This window comes from Brevibacillus sp. RS1.1, assembly GCF_013284365.1.
Lineage (GTDB): Bacteria > Bacillota > Bacilli > Brevibacillales > Brevibacillaceae > Brevibacillus > Brevibacillus brevis_D.
Genome location: NZ_JABSVA010000001.1, coordinates 1,237,092 through 1,259,384 on the forward strand (window position 1 = coordinate 1,237,092; position 22,293 = coordinate 1,259,384).

At 53.3% G+C, this 22,293-nt stretch carries 2 protein-coding genes and 1 pseudogene; all 3 read right to left on the reverse strand.

The genetic code is table 11. The features are described from left to right. Positions 1–6: 6 nt before the first annotated feature. The gene (locus HP570_RS05380) at positions 7–7,914 is read right to left on the reverse strand and encodes an SDR family NAD(P)-dependent oxidoreductase (RefSeq protein ID WP_173625096.1); all 7,908 of its coding nucleotides are present in this window, start codon (positions 7,912–7,914) and stop codon (positions 7–9) included. A gap of 70 nt (positions 7,915–7,984) precedes the next feature. Beyond that, positions 7,985–17,692 (reverse strand): annotated as a pseudogene (locus tag HP570_RS05385) (SDR family NAD(P)-dependent oxidoreductase); the annotation flags it as partial. Between the two features lie 22 nt (positions 17,693–17,714). Continuing rightward, positions 17,715–22,280 carry a type I polyketide synthase gene (locus tag HP570_RS05390; RefSeq protein ID WP_173625098.1) on the reverse strand — a complete coding sequence of 1,522 codons (4,566 nt, stop codon included), beginning with the start codon at positions 22,278–22,280 and terminating at the stop codon, positions 17,715–17,717. Positions 22,281–22,293 lie beyond the last annotated feature (13 nt).

Here is a 22,293-nt window from a genome sequence, read left to right on the forward strand (position 1 = left end):
CCATCCTTACACCTCGATATCGAAAAAGTACTGCATAGCCTCGCTTTTGGACATTTCGCCGCGCGAAACTCTCTCCAAAATCACACGCAGCAGGGTTTCCCCGCTTCCATGGACGGAGGCTTCGCCATCATCCGTTCCATAATCGAATGCGTAATGGGGAAGATTCACTTTTCCCGCTGCAGGGTGATGCATTAGGCTTTCCAAATCCACGGATCGTCCTTGAACCCATTGAAGGGCAATCCGGTACAGCTCCCCAGCATGGTCCTGCCGTTTCGTGTTTACCGCATGTACCGATTTATCCAGCCTGCAATTTGGCGAGATGAATATATCCGGGTCACGCACTTCTTCCCCTGCCCTCAACGCTTCCAGCTTCAGTCGCAGATCGTCAACAGAACGATAAATGATAGCCAAACGGTATTCCAAATCGTGGCTAATCCGAATCAGCGAGTCCGAAAGCGCTTCTGCCGAGAGATTGCGTTCCTTTCTTAGCAGTCGTAGCATACGATCCGTATAGCTTCGTAAGCTATATTCGGTTTTGGCCGACCAAACGGCCAGATACTCTGACGGAGGGTCAATAGCCGCATCCGCCCCAGTTTTTGTCCGGATGTGCGGACCGATATACTCTTCAACTATAAGCACGGCATATGAACCGCCAGCACCAAACGAATTGATCATACTCCTGCGTGGGAGCAGGTTCCCATTTGACGGGTCAACCTTCTGCTCCCAGGGCTCGAATTTCTCCTGCAAGTAAAAAGGCGTGCCTTCCAATTTAAGATTCGGATTGCGTACGTCAGCATGAATCGATGGAACGAGCATCCGGTATTTCAATTGCAACAGCACTTTACTGAGCTGCGAGATGCCAGAAGCCGCTTCAAGATGCCCGATGTTAGATTTGACCGAGCCGATGGCACAATATTGCTGCTTGCCGGTAAATCGCGAGAAAGCGCTGCGTAAAGCCGCGACCTCGATGGAATCGCCCAGCGGCGAACCGTTAGCCGCGCACTCGACGTAGGTAATCGATTCGGGATCGACCCCCGAACGCTTGATTGCCGATTCCATGAGCTGTGCCTGCTGCTTCGGATCGGGGACGCTATATTTTTGCCGGCCGCCGCCATGATTAACGCCACTATACGTGATGACCCCGAGGATCTGGTCTCCGTCACGTTCAGCCAGCGAAAGCGGTTTGAGTAGCACTGCCCCGACGCCTTCTCCGGGAACATAACCGTCACCGTCGCCGAACGATTTACTTTTGCCGCCAGTCGCGAGAAAATTGACCTGCTCCAGCGCCTCGTATTTGGACACGTCAAGCGTCAGGTTAACTCCGCCGGCAACAGCCATGGAACACCCGTTTTGCCTTAGGCTTTCGCAAGCGAGATGTATCGCGGTAAGCGAACTGCTGCAGGCGGTATTCACTGTTAAGCTAGGACCTGTCAGGTTGAAGAAATGCGATGTCCGGTTTGCGATCTGCCAATCGGTCCGATTCGAATGAAGCGCCGCCTGCTCCAACGATGGCATCTGCCAGCCATATTGGCTGTACATCGTTCCAGCAAACACGCCGATACCGACCTGCTCCCGGTTCTGCCAATGCTGTATCGCCGATTTGGAATATCCTGCGCTCTCGAACGTTTCCCAGACCGTCTCGAGGAAGAGCCGTGCTTCCGGAGGAAGATCCCGGGCTTCTTCGGCATCCATTTCGAACAACCGATGGTCGAAGCGATCGACTGCATCTAAAAACCCGCCGTAATACGGGGCCTTCTGTTCGGTTTCTTTGACCGACGACCCCCGAAGCAACGTTTGGCACCATCGGTCAGCAGGCGCTTCCGTGATGCAGTTCTCTCCCGACCTGAGCCGCTCCCACAGCTCCTCCAATTGATTGGCTTTTGGGTATCTACCCGCTACCCCGATTATGGCGATACCATCCTGCTTCAAGGCACTCGAATTCACATCCTGCTGTTGCGTATCGACAAACGCTTCACGGACAGAGATCGGTCCAGAGGGCGGCGTTACGGAAATATGCGGGGCTAGAGGCTGCTCTATAACATCCGCCTGCCATGTTTTTCGAATCTGTTCCGCATAATGATCGGCCAAATAAGCAGCTGCCTCACGGACAGTGTTATGTTCAAAAAGGAGCGTTTTGGGCAACTCTCCGGTCAGTTTCTCCAGCTCGCGGATCAGATCCAGCTGCATGATGGAATCCATGCCGTATTTATCGAATGCCGTATCGGAGTGAATATCGTCTGCAGATATTCCGATAATACCGGCCAGCTGCTGTTTAACCCATACCGTTAATTCGGCCTGGAGCACCGCGCCATGATGATGAGCTTTCGGTTTCTTTGGACGGGCAGGACGGTTCACCAAACGGATGTAGGTCCTTAACCGTTCCGGATCACCATGCATGAAAAGCAGTTGATCCCGGTCGGTGCCAAATGCCCGGTACAAAGCCTGCATACCGTCCATTGCCTTCATGGGAGCCATACCGATCCTGTCTCTTAGGCTCTGCTCGGTTTCGCGGGTAACTCGCATCCCGCCACCCTGCCATAATGGCCAGTTAATGGAGAGCATTCTGCCTTTACGGCCGCCAGCGGATGATTGTCCGTTTCGATATGCAGCGTAGGCATCCATAAAGCCGTTCGCCGCAGCGTAATCGGCTTGTCCGTAATTGCCGAGCACAGCCGCTGCAGCGGAGAATACAAGCACCCAGTCGACTTCCAGCTCCTGGGTTGCGTCATCCAAATGGACAACTCCCTTTACCTTTGCACCCATAACATCAGCAACCTGAGTCTTGGTTTTATGAATAAGAAGACTGTCTCTCAGCAAGCCTGCGGCATGAATGATTCCATTCAGCCGACCGTACTTGGACCTGACGGCTTGGATGACGGCAACGGTCTGCTCCTTATCGGATACGTCCATCTGCATGTATACTGCTTGTGCACCTAAGCTTCCTAACGCGGCAAGCTTCTCATGGATCGCTGCACTGGCCGGCGTTCTCCCGGCAAGCACAAGCGTCGGAGAGGCGACTTTCCCTGCGATCTCCTGGGCAAGTGCATAGCCCAGACCGCCGGCACCGCCTGTAATGAAATAAACGCCCTCATGCTTCCACGGAATGTCAGCCGCCGAAGGGATCTCCTCTCGTTCAACCCAATGCTGAACCTGTCGAACGCCCTTGCGATAACGAATCATAAAGTCTTCCGGGCAGCTCTTGTTCTCGAGAAGCTTCCGAATTAAGTCCTCCGCTCGAACATTTTGTTCCAGCTCGATGTACTGCCCGATGAAACCGGAATACTCCAGACATGCCGTCCGAAGCAATCCGGTCAGACCCCGGAACAGCCAATCGCTTTCCGAACTGAACGAAGCAATCTGGATCAGCGTCTCCCCGTGAACGCCTTCCGAATGGATAGATTTGAGTTCTTCCATCATTTGAACGGCGTAGGTCTCGTAACGCTCCGTTATTTCCGCTACACGGCCTGCGCTAAGCGTCACATATCGGGTCATGCGGCCAGCTTCCGATTGTACGAAGTTGACGACCGATTCATTTGGTTCGCATAGGAAGACGATATGCCGCGATGTCGTTTCGGAGTCGTCTTCACGGATGGCCTCCTTTTCTACCCATACCGGCTCCCACAAGAGTGTTTCATTTCCTTGTTCGGTTGCTACGTCTTCCAATTTGGGCTCCCGGAATGCTAGACCAATAAGCCGTGCACAAACGTTCCCTTGTTCATCGCACAAATCAATGTCGGTCTGCCGGGTCCGTTCATCGAACGGCGCATTCGCGCTCCGTCTTATATGGGCCCACATGTCCGATGTACATCTCTTATAAACACGAAGCTCCTTAAGGGCAAAAGGAATGACCGATTTAATCCGGTCAAGAACGCGGCTTCTGTCCGCGAGGTCCGCCGTAGCTACGACACCCGCCGCTTGAAGCGCTGCATCCAGCATGCCGGGATGAAGCCCGTATTGACTGACCGTTTCCTGGGCGGCAACCGGCAGCCGAAGCTTGGCCAGCGATTGTTCCTCGCCGATATATAGACGTTCGATGCATTGGAAGGTCGGACCGTAATGCATGCCGATCTGCCTGAAAGCCGTATAACACTGCTGTGCATCCAGCATCGCCAAGCCGCACTTCTGCCGGATTGCGTCCAGGGTTACATTCTCCACGCGAGAAAACGGTATGACCGCGGCTTTGCCTTGGTGGCAGCGTACCGCTTCGTCCTTGTCAGCTGCTGTGGCGTATATCCCATAGTCAATAGTACCGTTATCTCCGGTTTCCATATGAATTTCAAGCTCCGTATGCGGACCGTCCACACTATAGGGCCGGGTCCAGAACAGATCCTTCAGCCTGATTTCATAGTCTCCGCCGCTTGATCCAAATGCCATCCCGACAGCGGCTCGGGCCATCTCCAGAAAGGCTACACCCGGTAATAACGATCGTCCCATTATGACGTGATCCGCCAGAAAAAACTCGTGGCCGGTGAACGTGGAGCGAAAGCCTGTTCCTTCAACCGCCGATATTTTTCGGTGAAGTAGCGGATGCAGATCGGCGCCCTCCGGCGTTTTTGTCCGGACAGCTGGCCTTGCGGTGGATTCAGGCACCCAATAACGTTCCCGCGCAAACGGATAAACAGGAAGCGCCAGCCTGATATAACGGCCATCCGCGAATAAACGGTCGAATGACATCTCATAGCCTTGCGTATACAGCTCCAAAATCGACGCAATCCGTTCCAAATAGTTCATTCGCTCGGTTTCCCGCGCACACGCATCCATACAGGCATAGCCATAATGATCGCTCGGGAGCTCCTCTAGAGGCAGCTGTGCTCCGGGATCGGATTGAAACAGGTCTTCGGCTTGCCCGTTCTCCAGCCATGCGGTCAACCGCTCCGCCAATTGTCCGGCGTTCTGCACGAGGCAGGAGAGCCTGTGCGGAAAGTGCTTTCGGCCCAGAAGAAGCGTAAAGCTTACATGTCCAAGATCGACATTCGGTTCGCCTTTGACGTACGCTATCATTTGTTCCGCTTGCCTGCGCAGTTGTCCGGCTGTCCGCGCCGACAGTGCAATGAGGTAGGCGGGCTTGTGCGTACGCGGCGGCGCCATATCCGGAGCTTCCTCGATTACCATATGGGCGTTCGTTCCGCTAAATCCGAATGCGCTGATGGCCGCTCGCCGTTTCCCCCCTGCCTCAACCTCCCAATTCTTCAGCGATGTATTGATGTAAAATGGACTATCAGATGCCTCGATGTTTCCATTTATCGATTGAAAATGCAGCGAAGGAGGCAGCTTCCGATGCTTCATGGCCAGCAAAATTTTCAGCAAGCCCGCAATTCCTGCTGCCGCTGTCGTATGTCCGATATTCGTTTTGATCGAACCTAATGCGCAATATCCGGTTTTGCTCGTATGCTGACGAAATGCCCGGCTGAGCGCTTGGTACTCGATCGGATCGCCCAACCGGGTTCCGGTCCCATGCGCCTCGACCAATTGGATGTCCGCCGGGTTAAGACCGAATGAATCATACACCTGACCCAGCAGCATTTCCTGAGACCTCGCGCTTGGTGCCGTTATCCCATTTGTTGTCCCGTCTTGATTCGTGGCGCTACCGCGAATGACGCCATAAATGGAATCGCCGTCTTTCAGCGCATCCTGCAGCCGTTTCAACACGACGACACCTACACCCTCACCCGGAACGAATCCGTTGGCACGGTCGTCGAATGTATAGCATCGTCCATCTGCGGAGAGCATTCCAGCCCGGGTTGCGCTAATATAGAAGCCTGGCGTAGGCTGAAGAAACACCCCTCCGGCAATGGCGGCCTCGGTCTCCCGGCTCCACAAGCTCTGACAAGCCAAATGGATGGCCACAAGCGAGCTGGAGCACGCGGTATCTACCGTTACTGCAGGCCCCTGCAGATTGAGATAGTACGATAGACGTGCGGGAATAACAGACCCTGCGTTCCCCCACATCGCTTGTGCTGGAGGCCTGCCCTCGATCAGCTCGGCGTAATAATTCATATTAAATCCGGCATAAATCCCGCAAGCTCGTCCATCCATTCCCTTTCCGGCATAACCGGCATGCTCCATCGCCTTCCAGGCCTCTTCCAGAAAAAGCCTTTGCTGTGGGTCCATATAGGCAGCTTCCGTTGGGGAGATGTTAAAAAATAACGGGTCAAAAAGATCGACGCCTTCGATGAAGCTGCCGAAATTGCAGAAAGAATCGTTCTCCATATAAGAAGACAAGTCCCAACGTGTTACCTTCTCCACGAGGTCGTCGCCATTCTCCAGGTGCTTCCACAATTCCTCGAGTGTATCCGATTTGGCAAATTTACCACTCATGCCGATGATGGCGATCGGCTCTTTATAAAAGACCTCTCCCAACGGGTCCGTTCCATCGGAGGAAACGGTTTTCTTCTCTTGCTGCACGGGCGGCTTTCGTTGGCCTGCCTCTTTATCAGAGGACACGGAAGGTACGTTGCCATCTATTTCTGCCCATTGAGCCGTAATAACCGGACCGAATGCACTCCACAAATAATCGGTCAATTTCCGGATCGAGCTGTAATCGAACAAAATCGTCGTGGATAAGGCGGTCCCCAAGACGTTGTTGATCTGCTTTACGAATTGAACCCCGGTAATGGAATCCAAACCGTAATCGGAGAACGATTCATCCATATCGATTCGCTGTTTGTCGAGCTTTAGCGATTCGGACAAGTTTTCCATTAATATACTCCGGATACGGCGTTTAACTTGTCCTTCGTCCATTGCTTCATGTACAGAGACAGAGTCTTTCTCCATCTTCTTCACCGTAGTGGAAGGAGAACTGGTCGCTACCTCCATCCATGCAGCATCAGCTTCGCTGATTCGCGCTTGGCGAACGATACCGTCGCTTTGGGCAATAATGATCTGCTGCCCCAGCGCATGAGCTTCCTTAACAGGGAACAGCACGTGCTGAAAACCTTCTTGACTCAGAAGCCTTCCCCAGGTTTCCGGGTAGAGACCTGGACAGCCCGGGATCCGAAGCATATGATCCTCATATAGCCACCAGCCTTGCAGCAGCCCGAATGTCAAATGGGCAAACAGCGAATTGCCGCTGATCTCATTGATGAGCAGCAGACCGTTTTTTTTCAGCAGCGTCTTGGCGTTTCTGAGGGTTGAACGAATATTAGCCGTCGCGTGAAGCACATTTGACGCAAGCACAAGATCATAGACGCCTGTTTGAATTTGCTGCTCGGCGCAAGGCTTTTCGACATGATAGAGCTGGCAGGTCAAGTATGGTGCCTTCGTTCCAAAGACGGCTTCGGCATGCCGAAGAAATCCCTGCGAAATGTCCGTATACTTATATTCCGCTATCCGGTCCTGATAGGGCGTAAGCTTACGGATCACCATGGCGCTCGTCCCGCCTGTGCCCGCACCGATTTCCAGCAATCGAAACCGCGCATGCGGATTTTGTTTCAAACTTGCTTCGATATAGGCAACAACCGCATTAGCCATTCCCTCATTAAAGTAATCCGCAATCTCATTGTCTTTATAAATACCTTCAACCAATTCCATGGAGGAGTTAGGAAAAAGGACATCTGTAGCCGGCAGCTTGCCTGTTAAGATGTCCGGGAGCCGCTGGAGCACCGCATCAAGCAAGGTGACCCGCGCGCGCAAGCTCGAATCTTCCAGCCAGGCCTGTTTGCGGTTATTCCACTCGCTCCATGCGGTTTCCAGCCCGGTGCTTCGATCGTTAGCAAAATAAGCCGTATCCTTCATCCTCAGCCACCCGTGTTCTGTCAGAACGGCCAGGGTGTGCTCAAACCAGCGCTCATATTTACCGTCTATTCCTGCTGCTGCCATTGATGCGGACGTAATAGAACCGGCTTCCGCAAATTCCCCCATGGTTCGAAGCTGCTGCCATAGCAGCCGGCTTAGCAGTTCTTCCATTTCCCTCATACAGAAGCCTCCATCTCCGATTTTTTCCGAATCTATTTGTTTATCCGATATGCTCCGCAAGGAAGGCCTCCAACTGTCCAAGCGTTGCCTGTTGAAGGAGCGTATCGCTTGTCATAGCAAGCTTATAGTGATCGGATATCCACCGGGAAAATTCGGCCAGCTTAACAGGGTCGAATCCATACTCATAGAATGGGATGTCCGCTTCGATTTCTTCCGCTTGCACATTCAATATGCTCGCTGCCGCCCGTAGCAGGGAATTTCCAAGCCGGTCCACAGACTCTCCCGCTCTAAGCAAGTCCGAAGCTTCAGCCTTCGGAACCGCGGGCAAACGAAGATGATTGACGATATGCTCGAAAGACAGGCTGTCCTCTTCCAGATAAGCTTCCAACTCATCGGCGATCGGCTGGCCAAACATTTCATTACCTGCCGCCGTTTTCATCAGGGCAAGCTGATCGAAAGGTCCGGTAAGCAACGATTCCAGCGCGTCCATCGCCTCGCCCGGTTCAATAGAGACAATGCCTGCTTGCGCCATTCTCCGGCGGTAATGTTCTGACGACACAGCCCCCGTGCTGCCCCAATAGCCCCAGTTCATGATCTTCACGGCGCATGGCCACTCCGTCGCCAGACGCTGCGCGAACGCATCCTTGAACGTGCAGCCTGCCGCATAGTTGCTCTGCCCCTCCTGCTTTAGAAACGCGTTCATTGATGAAAAGAACAGGACAAAGTCCAGCTTTTCATGACCGAATATTTGTGCCATTCGTACGCTCACATCTGTCTTCGGACGCAATCCCGCAACGAACCGCTCCTCTTCCATGTTCGCCAGGCTTTGATCCAGCAGTACGATGGCCGAGTGGACCAGTCCGTGGATGCGTCCGTATCGGTTTCTTATTTCATCATACGCCCGCTCCATCGCCTTCCCGTCAGTCGCATCCGCTTGGATATAGCGTGGAGCCGGTCCAAGCTCCGCCAGCCGATCGATCTTGGCCTGTATGCCGGTATCCTTCCCCCGTCGCCCGATCCAAACGATGTTCGCCTGATAACGCTGAATCATATACTCGCTCCACACTTCTCCGATGCCGCCCGTACCGCCGATGACTACATAGACGCCACCCTTCTTGTATACGGTAGCTGTAGTCTTGGTCATACGCACTGGCATCAGTCTCTGCCGGTACCATTCCCCGGACCGATACGCCCATCCATCGCCCCGCGCATCCGGCGGGAGTGCGAACAGTTCCTCGAGCGGCCAGCTGTTATCCGTCTCCATGTCCGCAAGACAAACGGACCAGTTCGGATATTCCTTGGCCATTGAGCCGATTAGCCCGTGGAGGCTTGCGTGGGCAGGCTTAATCACTTCTCCGCGGTAAACCTGGACGGTTCGAACCGTGATGATGCTCCACCGTAACGGCTTCATGCCATATCCAAGGGCCAACAAGGCTTTAATGGTCCGAAACAGGAACAGTACCCCTTCACGCTGCGCCTCCAACATGGCCTCCGATTGTGCTATTTCTATCGAATCATCCGGAGCAATCCAGATCAAATGCCCGATCGGACCGGACAGTTCCAGCTTCCGTGCCAATTCCGCCGTGTTCTCTCCCGCATAAACCTGCACATCCGATGCATCCTCCACATGCCGCCTGATCTGGGCGACCCTTGCGGCAGTCCCGCCAATAATAACTGTGCGACCATACGGTGTCCGATCAGCCGCGTTTCTTACTGGTGATGGTGCAGGGTCCCACACAGGTACGAGCAATCCGTTATGTGCAGGCGGAGATCTAAATTCCTCAGCGGAAATAACCTTTGCCTTCTCATCAGGCTTAAGAGTGGGCTCGGAAGTAGGTCGGTCTAAAGAGTGGAACTCCCCTGGTTCATCCGTAGACGATACTGACGGCAGCCAGTAACGCTCCTGTGCGAACGGATAGGTGGGCAGACTGACCCTCTCCGGCTTATCGCCTTCTTCATAGAGACTGCTCCAGTCGATATCCAGCCCTTTTACCCATAGATCCAGGAACTTCGCGTATTTACCTTTGGTCATCCAGGCCCCGACCGCTTTCATCATATCTTCGTCCGCCGCAATAAGCGCAACAGTTTCCCGGTTCTGTTTTACCGATCCTCTGTACAAATCCGGAATTCCTAGCTGCCCATCCACATATTGGATAAGCTTTGCCCGCAGCTCCTCGACTGTTCTTACGACGATGGCCATACGCTCTTCCATCGCCTCTCGACCTACCTGGAGTGTGTAAGACATGTTAATCAGGAAAGAATCGTCATTTTCAAGGTCTTTATTAACTACCTGCAGCAGACGACGAGCCCGTTCTTTTAATTGGTCTTCACTTCTGGCGGAGAGCACGATCATGCATTCTCGCTGAGCTTTTGGCGCATGCACGGCACCGTTACGATCCGGAATATACTCGGCAACGATGAGATGAGCGTTCGCACCGCCTGCTCCGAATGAGGAAAGGCCGGCCATTCTCGGCTGCTCCGCGATTTTCCCGTCAAGCACCATCACCGGACGCTCCCACTCCCCTAGCTCCTGCTGAACCTGAAACGGTGTAGTAGCAAAATCGATAAATGGGTTGGGCGTGTCGGCATGCAGCGACGGTACCAGCTTCTGGTTCTTGAGCTGCAGCAGCACCTTGGTCAGGCCCGCTATGCCTGCGGCACTTTCACAGTGACCGATATTCGATTTGACGGAACCGATCGCACAATATTGCTTGTCCTCGGTATAAGCTTCAAACGCTTTAGAAAGCCCGGCAATTTCAATCGGATCGCCAAGAGATGTGCCCGTACCATGGGCCTCTACATAGCTGATTGACCTCGCATCTATACCCGACTCCTTCAACGCGCGCGCAATTGCGGAAGCCTGCGCATTCGGATTCGGAACATAATAACCGTTCGTTCTCCCGCCGTGATTAATAGATGTCCCCTTAATGACGCCATAAATCTGGTCACCGTCGGCGATGGCCTTCGCAAGCGGCTTCAACAGGACGGCTCCAACGCCTTCCCCGGGGACATAGCCGTCTCCGTCGGCTCCAAAGCTTTCGCACCGGCCTTTGGTGGACAGGAAATTGCCTTGGCCAAGCAACAGATATTTGTTCGGATGCAGCGAGACGTTTACGCCACCGGCAATGGCTGCATCGCACTCTCCCCTTTGCAGGCTGTGACATGCAAAATGGATGGCCGTCAGCGAGGACGAGCACATCGTATCAACAGCAACGCTCGGACCGTGAAAATTACAAACATAAGATACCCGATTTGCAATCGACGCCGGACTTCCGCTCAGCGCGACCGGATTACCGTTCATCGTCTCCTGAACTCCGTAAAGCTGGTACTCCTCGTACATGACGCCTGCGAATACCCCTACACTGGAACCGGCACCGTCCCCTTTTCTTCCGACAAGACTGTCCCGAGTGTAGCCAGCATCCTCGATTGTTTCATAGACACACTGCAAAAAAAGCCGCTCCTGAGGATCCATAAGCTCCGCTTCACGCGGCGAAATATTAAAAAACAACGGGTCAAACTGATCGACGCCCTCCAGAAACCCGCCCCACTTGCCATTTGTTTTGCCGGACGTTCCTTTGGCAGGATGGAAATGAGGGGTATGATCCCATCGTTCCTTCGGAATTTCTGTCACGCAATCGACGCCCTCTTGCAGCAGCTCCCAAAACTCATCCATATTTCTCGCACCCGGATATCTGCCGGCAACCCCAATTATCGCGATATCAAGGGGAGCGCTACCGGGAAGACTACGCTGCTTAGGAGCGGTATCCTCGCTTTCATTCTCTGGTAAAAGTACCGTTTGCCGCGTGGCAGAATGCTCCGGCATACGCGCATCTTCCTCCAGCACCTCCGGCTGAGGACGATCACCGAATAATTGCGCACACCGTGATTCATGCCGCTGTATGAAAAACTTCGCCAAGTCACGCAGATTTTGATATTCAAAAAACAGCGTTTTCGGCAAGGAACCAAATAGACGCTCGAGCTGTCCCGTCAATTGCATGACGATAATGGAATCCAGCCCGAACGTCATCATGTGCGCATCCGCTTCCACCCGATGCAGAGGCAGCCGGATGACGGAGGAAACGATCTCCCTCACTTTTAGGAGGACGCGTTCTTCCACTTCGGTCGAAAGGGTGTCCGTTGCCGATTCGTACTGCTGCACGTCATCCGACGATACTTGGATATCCCCTGTCAGGGCTTGCTCCAATCGTTTAGCGCTTCCGGCCGCGACGACCACGTTCGGCGAACCGATTGACATCGCCTGATCGAAGGCCCGGATTCCGGCTTCGGTGAACATCGGTATCAATCCGATCGCCTTGGCGAGCTCACGCTCCGCATGCTCGCCTGCCCGCATGCCGCCTTCTTGCCATAACGGCCAGTTAATGGAACAAGTATGGCCTTTTCTTTGGCCCTCCGCGACAAGTCTGCTGCGGAAGGCGGCATACGCGTCCATAAACGCGTTCGCCGTGCTATAGTCCGCCTGCCCGGGATTACCGAGCCAAGCAACCACAGATGAAAACATGACGAATACATCCAAAGGGATATGCTTCGTTACTTCATCCAGGTGGACGAGCCCCGAAACCTTAGGAGCCAATACCGTATTCCATTCGTCCTTGCTTTTGCGAAGTAAATAATTATCCGCATGCACGCCGGCGCTGTGAAGGACCCCGTTCAAACCGCCGTATTCCGTCTCGATAGCGTGAACCAGCCGCTTTACCTCTTCCATCCGTGTCATATCGGCTTGCTTGTATACAATGTCGGCGTTTCCCGAAACTGAATTTTTGATCTCGTACAGCTTATATGGATCGCACTGTGCTCGGCCGGTCAGAATGATCGTCGCTCTGCGTACGGCTCGGGCGATTTCCTTCGCAAAAATGATACCCAGTCCGCCTGCTCCGCCCGTAATGAGATAAACGCCATCGTCCTTCCATAACCGGGAGTTCGTTCCCTCCCCAGGAGTCCGTCTCTTGAGTGTCATCACCATACGGCGGGAACCTTGATAACCGATATGCGTATCCTCCGGATGATCGAGATTATCGCGAAGCTTTTGCACGATTGCGTACGCTGTTTCGTCTTGCGAAATTTCGATCAAATGTCCAGACATATGCGGGTTTTCCAGACGCATCGTTTTTAGCAGCCCGCGCAGTCCCGCTAGCAGCTCGCGACCGCTACCGGGGGTATAAACGATCTGTATGACGCCTCTTCCTGTTACTTGGCGCAGTAAGCGCTGGGTCTCTTCGAAGATCCTCTGCGCGAATCCGCTGAATCTCTGCTCCATGGCGGCCTCTTCAGCCGTCAGCACCAAGCAACGGACACCGGGAAACGCGCTTTCCACCGATGCTTGCAGCATGGGAGAGGGCTCGCACAGGATCACGGTATGCTCGGTTACTGGCGAATTCGCAATTCCAGGCTGCGGAGCTTTGTCCCTCCATTCCGGAACCATAAAGAGGACATCCTCTTGCCTAGCACCCGTCTCCATCGCTCTGGCGCAATACCCCTTCATTCGTACGCAAATATTCCCCTGCTCGTCCAGCAGATCGATGTCAAGACTTGGAAGCTGATTGTGTTGACCGCTGCCGCTACTGAAGCGGGCGAAAGCCCACATAACAGGCAAGCATTCATTCAGCAGCTCCATCTCCTGTAGCGCAAAAGGAAGCGGCGGAGAGGTACCTGGTTGGTAGCCGACTTCCGTATCGAGTCCGAGCAGCAGGCATGAAGCTGCCTGCAGCGCTCCGTCCAGCAAGCTCGGGTGCAGCGCAAAACTTTGCACAGACGCAGCTAAGGATTCGGGAAGCACCAGCTTCGCAAGCGCCTTGCCCTGTCCGGTGAGCAGAATGTCCATGACCTGATGAGAAGGACCATAATTGACACCAATCCTATTAAATGTTTCGTAGCATTCCGTCCGGCTGATCGAACGAGTATCGCATTCCTTCAGCAGCCGGTCGATCGGAATACGCGGCTGCTCACCTGGCTCCTCCAGGCATATGGAGCCCTCACTGCATAAGACGGTTTTGGTTTCGGCTTCTGCCGGACCGTATACCCGAAAAGCAATATCGCCGTCGGTTGACGGTGTCAGCGTAATTTCGGCCGAAACGGCTGCAGCCCCTGCCATAATGGGCTTAGCCCATATCACATTTTTGAGCCGGATCTTCTTCCCGCTGTATTCCCCATCACTTACGGCAGACTGAACGGCGGCCCTTGCCATCTCTAAATAGGCAACTCCCGGCAGCACCCGCTGCCCGTGCACCACATGGTCTTCCAAGAAAAACTCTTTGCCAGTAAAGATCAACGTAAACCGTTGTTCGGCAAACGTAGAGACATTCCGATGCAGCAACGGATGGAAAGCCTCCGAGGATTGCAAGGCTTCCTGTGCTCCTGCACGCGGACTGCTCTCGCCCTCGTTTACCCAATACCGCTCATCGGCAAAGGGGTAGGTCGGAAGAGACACTCTGTTATAACTGCACCCCTCGAACAATTGTTCATAGTTCAAGGAATAGCCTTGGCTGTATAAGTCTGCCACGGCGGTCAGACTCTCGATAAACTTGGCATCTTGGTCGGCCGCTGCGCAAATGTTTATACATTCATTGCCATACTGTTTCAGATCTGGCTTCTCCCGTTGCTCTTTCGTAAGGGCATCAGATCCATAGATACCCGGACCTTCTCCATTCATCAGCCAAGTTTCAAGACGGAGAAGAAGCTCCTCCGTATCCCTAGCCAGGAAGGCGAGCCGGTCGGCAAAATGTCTCCGTCCGAGAAGAAGCGTTAAGCTCATATCCCCGATGAATATACTGCCGTTCTCCCGCCTGCAAAATGCAGCGAGCCGTTCCGCTTGCCTGCGTAGCTGCTCACCTGTTCGAGCCGACAGTACAATCAAGTAGAGAGAGCGCTGCCGCTTACCGCGTCCGACATGCGGTGGCGCCTCCTGAATGACCACATGGGCGTTCGTTCCGCTGAAGCCAAACGAGCTGACAGCAGCGCGGCGCGGCGTGCCGGGCTCCGTCTCCCAAGCCCGAATGGACTTGTTGATGAAAAACGGACTGCCTTCCAGGCGGATATTCGAATTGATACGCTCAGCGTGCAGTGACGGCGGCAGCTGCTTATGCTTCAAAGCAAGCAATATTTTCATAACGCCGGCTACTCCGGCAGCGCCGACTGAATGGCCGATATTCGTTTTGATCGAACCAAGAGCGCAATAATGCTCCTTATCCGTATAATGCCGGAACGCACGCGTTAAGGCCTGAAACTCGATCGGATCGCCCAGTCTTGTTCCCGTTCCATGCGCCTCCATCAATTGGATCCCCTGCGGATCGAGCTGGAAGCGGTCATACACTTGACGCTCCAGTCGTTCCTGGGATTTGGCGCTTGGCGCTGTAATCCCGTTGGTCGTCCCATCCTGATTAATTCCGGAGCCCCGGATGACACCATAAATATGGTCACCGTCTGCCAATGCGTCCTTCAGCCGCTTCAGCATCACGACACCAACCCCTTCGCCGGGTACAAAGCCGTCCGCCCGTTCATCGAACGTATAGCAGCGGCCACTCGGCGAGAGCATACCGGCTCGAATGGCGTTTTCATAAAATCGAGTCGTCGCTTGCACGAAAACACCGCCTGCCAATGCCATTTCGACCTCATTGGACCAAAGCGCTTGGCAAGCCAAATGAATAGCCGTCAGCGAGCTGGAACAAGCCGTGTCAATCGTAACCGCTGGCCCCTGCAAATTAAGAAAGTATGCGATACGGGATGGGATTACGGATATGGCGTTCCCCCAAAACGATTGAGCCGGGGGTTGATTACCGAATAATTCATGGTAATCGCTTCCACAGCATCCGACATAGACCCCGCATTGCCGGCTTGAAGCTGCCGATCCCGCGTAGCCCGCATCCTCAAGCGTTTTCCACGCTTCTTCGAGAAACAGCCTTTGCTGAGGGTCCATATAAGATGCTTCCAGTCCCGAAATATTAAAGAACATTGGATCAAACCGGTCGATCTGGTCCAAAAAGCTGCCGTCGCGGCAAGCATCTGAGCCGCTCCAGGCCAGGTGGGAAGAAAGATCCCAGCGGGTGATCGGGCCTACCAAATCATTGCCGTTTGCGATATGCTGCCACAGCTCGTCCGTCGTTTCTGAGCCGGCAAACCGTCCGCTCATCCCGATAATCGCAATGCCCTCCGCTGTCATCGGGTCACGAGCAATCTCCTTTTCTTGCTCCGCAGTTTCGATTACGACGATGCCAGCTGCGACATTAGCTACTTCTGCTTTTGGTTCAAGCACATTTTTATGTATAAAAACGTCCATATAAGTCGACTGGATGTGTGCAGTCAATTCGTCTACGGAGGAGTAGTCGAACAGACTCGTCGTTTCCAGCTCCACCTTTAGCGCCTCGTTCAGTATACGCACCAGATGAATGCCAAGGATGGAGTCGACACCGTAATCGGCAAACGATTCATCGTCTTGGATAATATCGGCACTCACCTTCAACGATTCTGCCAGTTTCTCCCGAATAACCACTCGAATCATTTCCGATATCGCGTGTCGGTCGATGTCCTGAACGCTCGCCGCTTCTACCTTGGCAGGCTGTGCTGGGTAACCATGCTGCGTTTCGATCCGATCCAAGCGTTCTGAAGACAAAGCACGGGATCTCGTAGGCTCTGCAGCACCGACAGAGGCCGGACGTTTTTCAAGCTGTCGAACGATACCGTCGCTCTCTGCAATGACAATTTGCTGCCCCCATTCATGTCTGGCTTCAGCAGGGAAAAATACATGCCGAAAGCCCTCCGCCTCCAGCACCCGCTTCCATGTCTCGGGGTACAAGCCGGGACAGCCGGGTATTCGGAGCTCTGCATCCTCATACATCCACCAGCCTTCCAGAAATCCGAAGGTAAGATGGGAGAACAGGGAGTTGTCATTTAATTCATTGAGAAGAAGCAGTCCATTCTTTTTAAGCGCAGCTTTAGCATTGCGCAATGTTTGCCTGATCTGCTTTGTAGCATGGAGAACATTCGTCGCAATCACCAGCTCATAGGCTCCCGGCTCTATGCGCTGCTCCGCAAGGGGTTTCTCCAGATCGAATATTTGACAGGTCAAATACGGATTGTCAGGCCCGTATTCTTTCTCGGCGTGCATAAAAAAAGCGCGGGACAGATCTGTGTAGCAGTATTCCTCAACATTCGCCTGATACGGTTTCAGCTTGCGAAAGACCATCGCGCTCGTTCCGCCCGTACCGGCGCCGATCTCTAAAATCCGGATGCGCACCGATGCGTCCTGACGCTTTCGTTCTTGTACATAATCGACCACGAGGTCTGCGATCACTTCATTGAAGTAATCCGCGGCCAGATTGTTCTTGTAAATCCCCTCCGTCAGCGCCATGGAAGCTTGAGGGAATATAACGTCGGTTGCAGGAATTTTGCCCGTAATAATCTCCGGCAGCGCCTTAAGCACGGCTTCGGCCAAGACGACCTGCGCTTTAAGATTCGGGTCGGCGAGCCACTCCGTTTTTTGTCGGTCCCATTCTGCCCAGATGGTCTCGATTTGGACAAGCGATGTATCGTAAACATCGATATTGCCGCCGCTAACCTCGAGATAACCGTGCCGCGCAAGTACAGCGACACTTTCTTCCAGCCATCTATCGTATATCCCGCGCAAGCCGGCAGCTGCTTTTAGCGCATCCATTGTCGTATTTCGTTCCCTAAACATGCCAATCGATTGCAGTTGACCCCAGAGTAGCCGGCAAAGAAGCGGATCGTTCCACTTCATTTGCAGACTTCCAACCTTAAATCCCGACATTAGCAGGCCATCCTTTCTTTTGTTATGCATCGCTCTTGTCAGCGCCGATTCTTATTGCCTCACGCACACATGAACTGATCTGACGCAGCGATGCTTGAGCAGACAGCTCGGCCGGCTGCAAATCGATATGATACTGCTGATTTACGGACAAGAGCATTTCGTTAAGAACGACCGCATCGACCCCGTATTCCTCCAACCGAGTATCCACATCCATTTCACCGAAATCCACTTGAAGCCATTCTGCGGCTAAACCGGATAAATACGTCAGCACAGGATCGGCTGTCTCATCGGTCGATAACGAAGAATCTGCTACAGGATACTCCTGCTCTGAAGCACTGCGCCTCTTTCGCTCCGTTATCAGCCGTTGGATATTGGACGAGAGCTGTTCCGGATAGTTTGCAATCCATTCATCATGCTTCATATTAATGAGCGGATAAGACTTTGTTGTTTTGATTAGCATCATTTGGTCAAACGGCCCGGCAAGGAGCGTCTCCAGTGCGTCCATCGCTTCTTCCGGCTCGATGGAGTCAACCCCTGCTTGTGCCATGCGCTTTCGGTAATGTTCCGAGGAAACGATGCCTGTGCCCCCCCAGTAGCCCCAGTTTATGACCTTCACTTTGCATGGCCATTCCATCGCCAGACGCTGTGCGAATGCATCTTTGAAGGTGCACCCTGCCGCATAATTGCTCTGACCTCCGGGTTTTGCAAAAGAGTTCATGGAAGAGAAGAACAGGACGAAATCCAATGGTTCCCTTCCGAATACCTGTGCAATCCTTACGCTCACGTCCACCTTTGCCGTCAATCCCGCTGCGAACCGTTCCTCCGACATATTCGCCAAACTTTGATCCAAAAGCACAATTGCCGAGTGTATGACACCATGGATCCGTCCGTAGCTGGATTTTATACTCTCGTACGCCAGTTCCAGCGCCTTCCCGTCCTTTGCGTCTGCTTGGATGTAGCACGGAGACGGCCCCAGCTTTGACAGCCGATCGATCTTCTCCTGAATACCGGAATCAATCTCCCGTCGGCCAATCCAGACGATGTTCGCCTGATACCGGCGAATCATATATTCGCTCCATGCTTCTCCGATTCCGCCGGTTCCGCCGATTACCGCATAGACCCCTCCCTTCCGATAGGCTGTACCTTCGGGTTTGGGGATCTGCGCCGGGATCATTTTCTGCCGGTACCACTCCTTGGACCGGTATGCCCACACGTCGCCCCGCTCATCAGGCGGCAATGCGATCAACTCTTCAATCGACCAAGCTTCTTCCCCCTCCAAATCGGCAAAGCTAACTGACCAGTTCGGATATTCCTTGGCCATCGAGCCAATAAGCCCATGCAGGCTTGCATGAGCCGGCCGAATCGTTTCCTTCTGGAATACCTGCACCGTTTGAAATGTGATGACGCTCCACTTTAACGGCTTTGCGCCATATCCAAGCAGCAGAAGCACTTTGATGATCCGAAACAGGAACAGCACGCCTTCATGCTGCGCCGCAAGCATCGCATCCGATTCCGCTGACTCTATCGAATCGTCAGGCGCAATCCAAACAAAATGGCCGATCTCGCCGCATTTCTCCAGCTTTCGTGCCAATACTTCCAGGTCATCCTCCACCTGTAGCTGTACATCCTGCGCATTTGGAATAACCCGCCATATCTTGTCACGGCTCGCTGCCGAACCCCCGGCTATTACGGTTCGTATGTTCGGAACATCTGTTTTACGTGCTGCCGGTGTGATCGGGTCCCATAGCGGCACCATTAATCCTGCATACGCCTTTGACGCCTCTGGTTTTGCAGGATCTGAGACGCCGTCGGCGAACCCGCCCTCCAGCGGCCTTAGGACGAAGCCCTTGATACTCACACAGACGCTGCCGTCCTCATCGCATACATCAATACGGAGACGTTTCGTCATTTTGCTGTCTTCCGCTTCTTCCTCGCTTACAATCGCCCAAGTAGCAGAAGCGCACGGACGTATAATTTCGAGCTCCCGCAGCGTAAAAGGCAGCAAGGGCTTGCCGCTTTCACCAACCGCCGTTTGTCTGGCATTTGAATAACCGTAAACCGCCGTCTGCAGAGCGGCGTCCATCAAGCTCGGATGAAGAATAAAGTGATTTCGCGTATCGGAAATGGGTTCCGGCAGCAACAGCTTAGCGGCAATAAAGCCGTCCATTTGATATAGTTGCTCAATTCCTTGATGAGCCGGACCATAATGAAGCCCCATCCCCCCCATACGTTCATAACAGACGAGCGATGGGACGGGAGTTCGCCCGGAGTTTAAGAAATCTTGAATTTCCAGTTTCCTGAAAGCCGGATCAACCGAACGAAACGAGACATGACCTTCGCAATGAAGAACACGATCTTGCTCTGATTCACCGGATACGCTGTACACTTGAAAGCTGCAGCTATCGTCATTTTGAACCGAAAGCGACACATGAACCTCAACGGAGCTATCCGTCACAATAACAGGCTTCGACCACACCACCCGATTCAGCACGATACGCTTACGTTCGCCTAACCATTTCCTGCCGGCCTGTTCAGCCGCCTCGCGGACCATTTCCAAGTAAACGACACCCGGCAATACACGCTTCCCGGCGACGACATGATGGGCGAGAAAAAATTCCTCTCCTGTGAAAACCGAACTGTAGCGAACCCCGGCAAAGTCCGATGTGTTCCGATGCAGTACAGGATGAAGCTCACCTACACCTCCGCTGCCTGACGTCGGCACAATGGCGGATTCTGAAGCATTGCCCGTAATCCAGTATCGTTCTTTGGTAAAAGCATAGGTAGGCAGTCGAAGTCTGTTCAGGTCCATTCCTTCAAAGAGTGCCCATGCATCGAAGTCATAGCCCTTTACGTACAGCTCTGCCAAAGCCGATATTTTCTCCCGATACTTTTGCGTATCATTCACACATTCGCGGAGCTCCCGGATCAGTAGGCCTGCCAGCTCTTGAAAAAGCGCAGTTTTGGTCTTTTCTAATTTTGAAGCTTCCTGCTTCAAAAATTGCTGTGCTTCTTTCCGGTCGGACAACAGCTCCTTTAAACGTCCTTTAAGCTCCTCCACACTTTGAGCCGCGATAGCGGTACGAATGCCAAAATGCTGCTTGCGCAGTAGCAAGGCTGCACTAAGGTCCGCGGCTTCACACTCGTTTCCTTCGCTTTCCAACCATGCAACGAACGTCTCTAGCGATAGAAGGAGCGATTTTTCAGACTTCGCGGAAAAACAAAATAGATGGCACGGCAATCCATGCTGTGCCATCTTGTGAGACGGCCTCTGCGGCGCTTCCTCGATCAGCACATGCCCGTTCGTACCACCGAAGCCGAACGAGCTTACGCCGGCTCTTCTCGGAAGCGGCTGTTGATTATGATCCAGAAGCGGCTCCCATTCCCGCGGCCGGTCCACCATATAGAAAGGAGTCTCGGTTAATTCAACCCGATGGTTCAACGTTTTGAAATTTTGTAATCCGGGGAGTGTTCGGTGCTTCATAGAAAGCAGCACTTTAATCACGCCCGCGATGCCTGCTGCGGATTCGGCATGCCCGATATTTGTTTTGGCTGAACCGATGCCGCAATAACGATGACTAAGCGGCTTATCCATCTCTGCTTCGAGTTTTTGAAACGCAAGCGTAAGGCCCTGAAACTCAATCGGATCGCCTTTAGGCGTTCCTGTGCCGTGTGCCTCCATATAATTCACCTGATCCGGTGTTAGACCCGCTTTGCGGAACGCCTCCTCGATGACTTCAGCCTGCGCCTGTGCATTCGGATAAGTTAAGGTGTGTGTCTTACCGACATGATTCACAGCGCTTCCTTTAATGACACCATGGATTAAATCGCCGTCTTTTTCCGCCAGTGCCAAGGGCTTAAGCAAAATAAGACCGGCGCCTTCACTGCGGACATAGCCATCCGCGTTATCATCAAACGTTTTACAGGAGCCCGTAGGTGACAGCATGCCTGTTCTGGAAAATGAAATATGGCGGGTCGGAGTCAGGATCAGACTGACGCCACCCGCCAAAGCCATGCTGCATTCACCTGTCTGTAACGATTGGGCCGCTAAATGAATCGCTTGCAGCGAACTTGAACATGAGGTGTCCACTGAAAGGCTGGGCCCTCTCAGATTCATAAAATGGGATATGCGATTCGCGATAACAGCTGCTGCGGTTCCCGTCGAATAATGAGCTTCAATAAGGCTAGAGGGCCTCTCCTGCAGTTCCTTGTAATCCAAGTTGAACACGCCGATATAGACCCCTGTCTTGCTGCCCGATAACGCTGACGGGACGATCCCGGCATCTTCAAGACACGACCAGGCAAGCTCAAGCATCATCCGCTGCTGCGGGTCCATCACCTCCGCCTCTCTGGCCGATATACCGAAGAACGCGGCATCAAAAGCGTCTACATCGTCAATAAAGCCGCCCCATTTGCTGTTGGTCTTCGCATATTCAACTTTCGGATCTCCCCAATAATCTCTCCAGTCCCACCGCTCCTTGGGAATTTCCCGGATGGATGAACGACCCTCGATCAGATTGGACCAGTATTCATGATAATTCCGCGCCCCAGGTAGTCTGCAGGACATCCCGATGATTGCTATATCAACCATAACGTTCTCCTTC

Bases quoted from the DNA above. Each gene is read 5' to 3' on its own strand.
- HP570_RS05380 (WP_173625096.1), bottom strand. From the start codon at position 7,914: ATGAGGGAAATGGAAGAACTGCTAAGCCGGCTGCTATGGCAGCAGCTT.
- HP570_RS05390 (WP_173625098.1), bottom strand. From the start codon at position 22,280: ATGGTTGATATAGCAATCATCGGGATGTCCTGCAGACTACCTGGGGCG.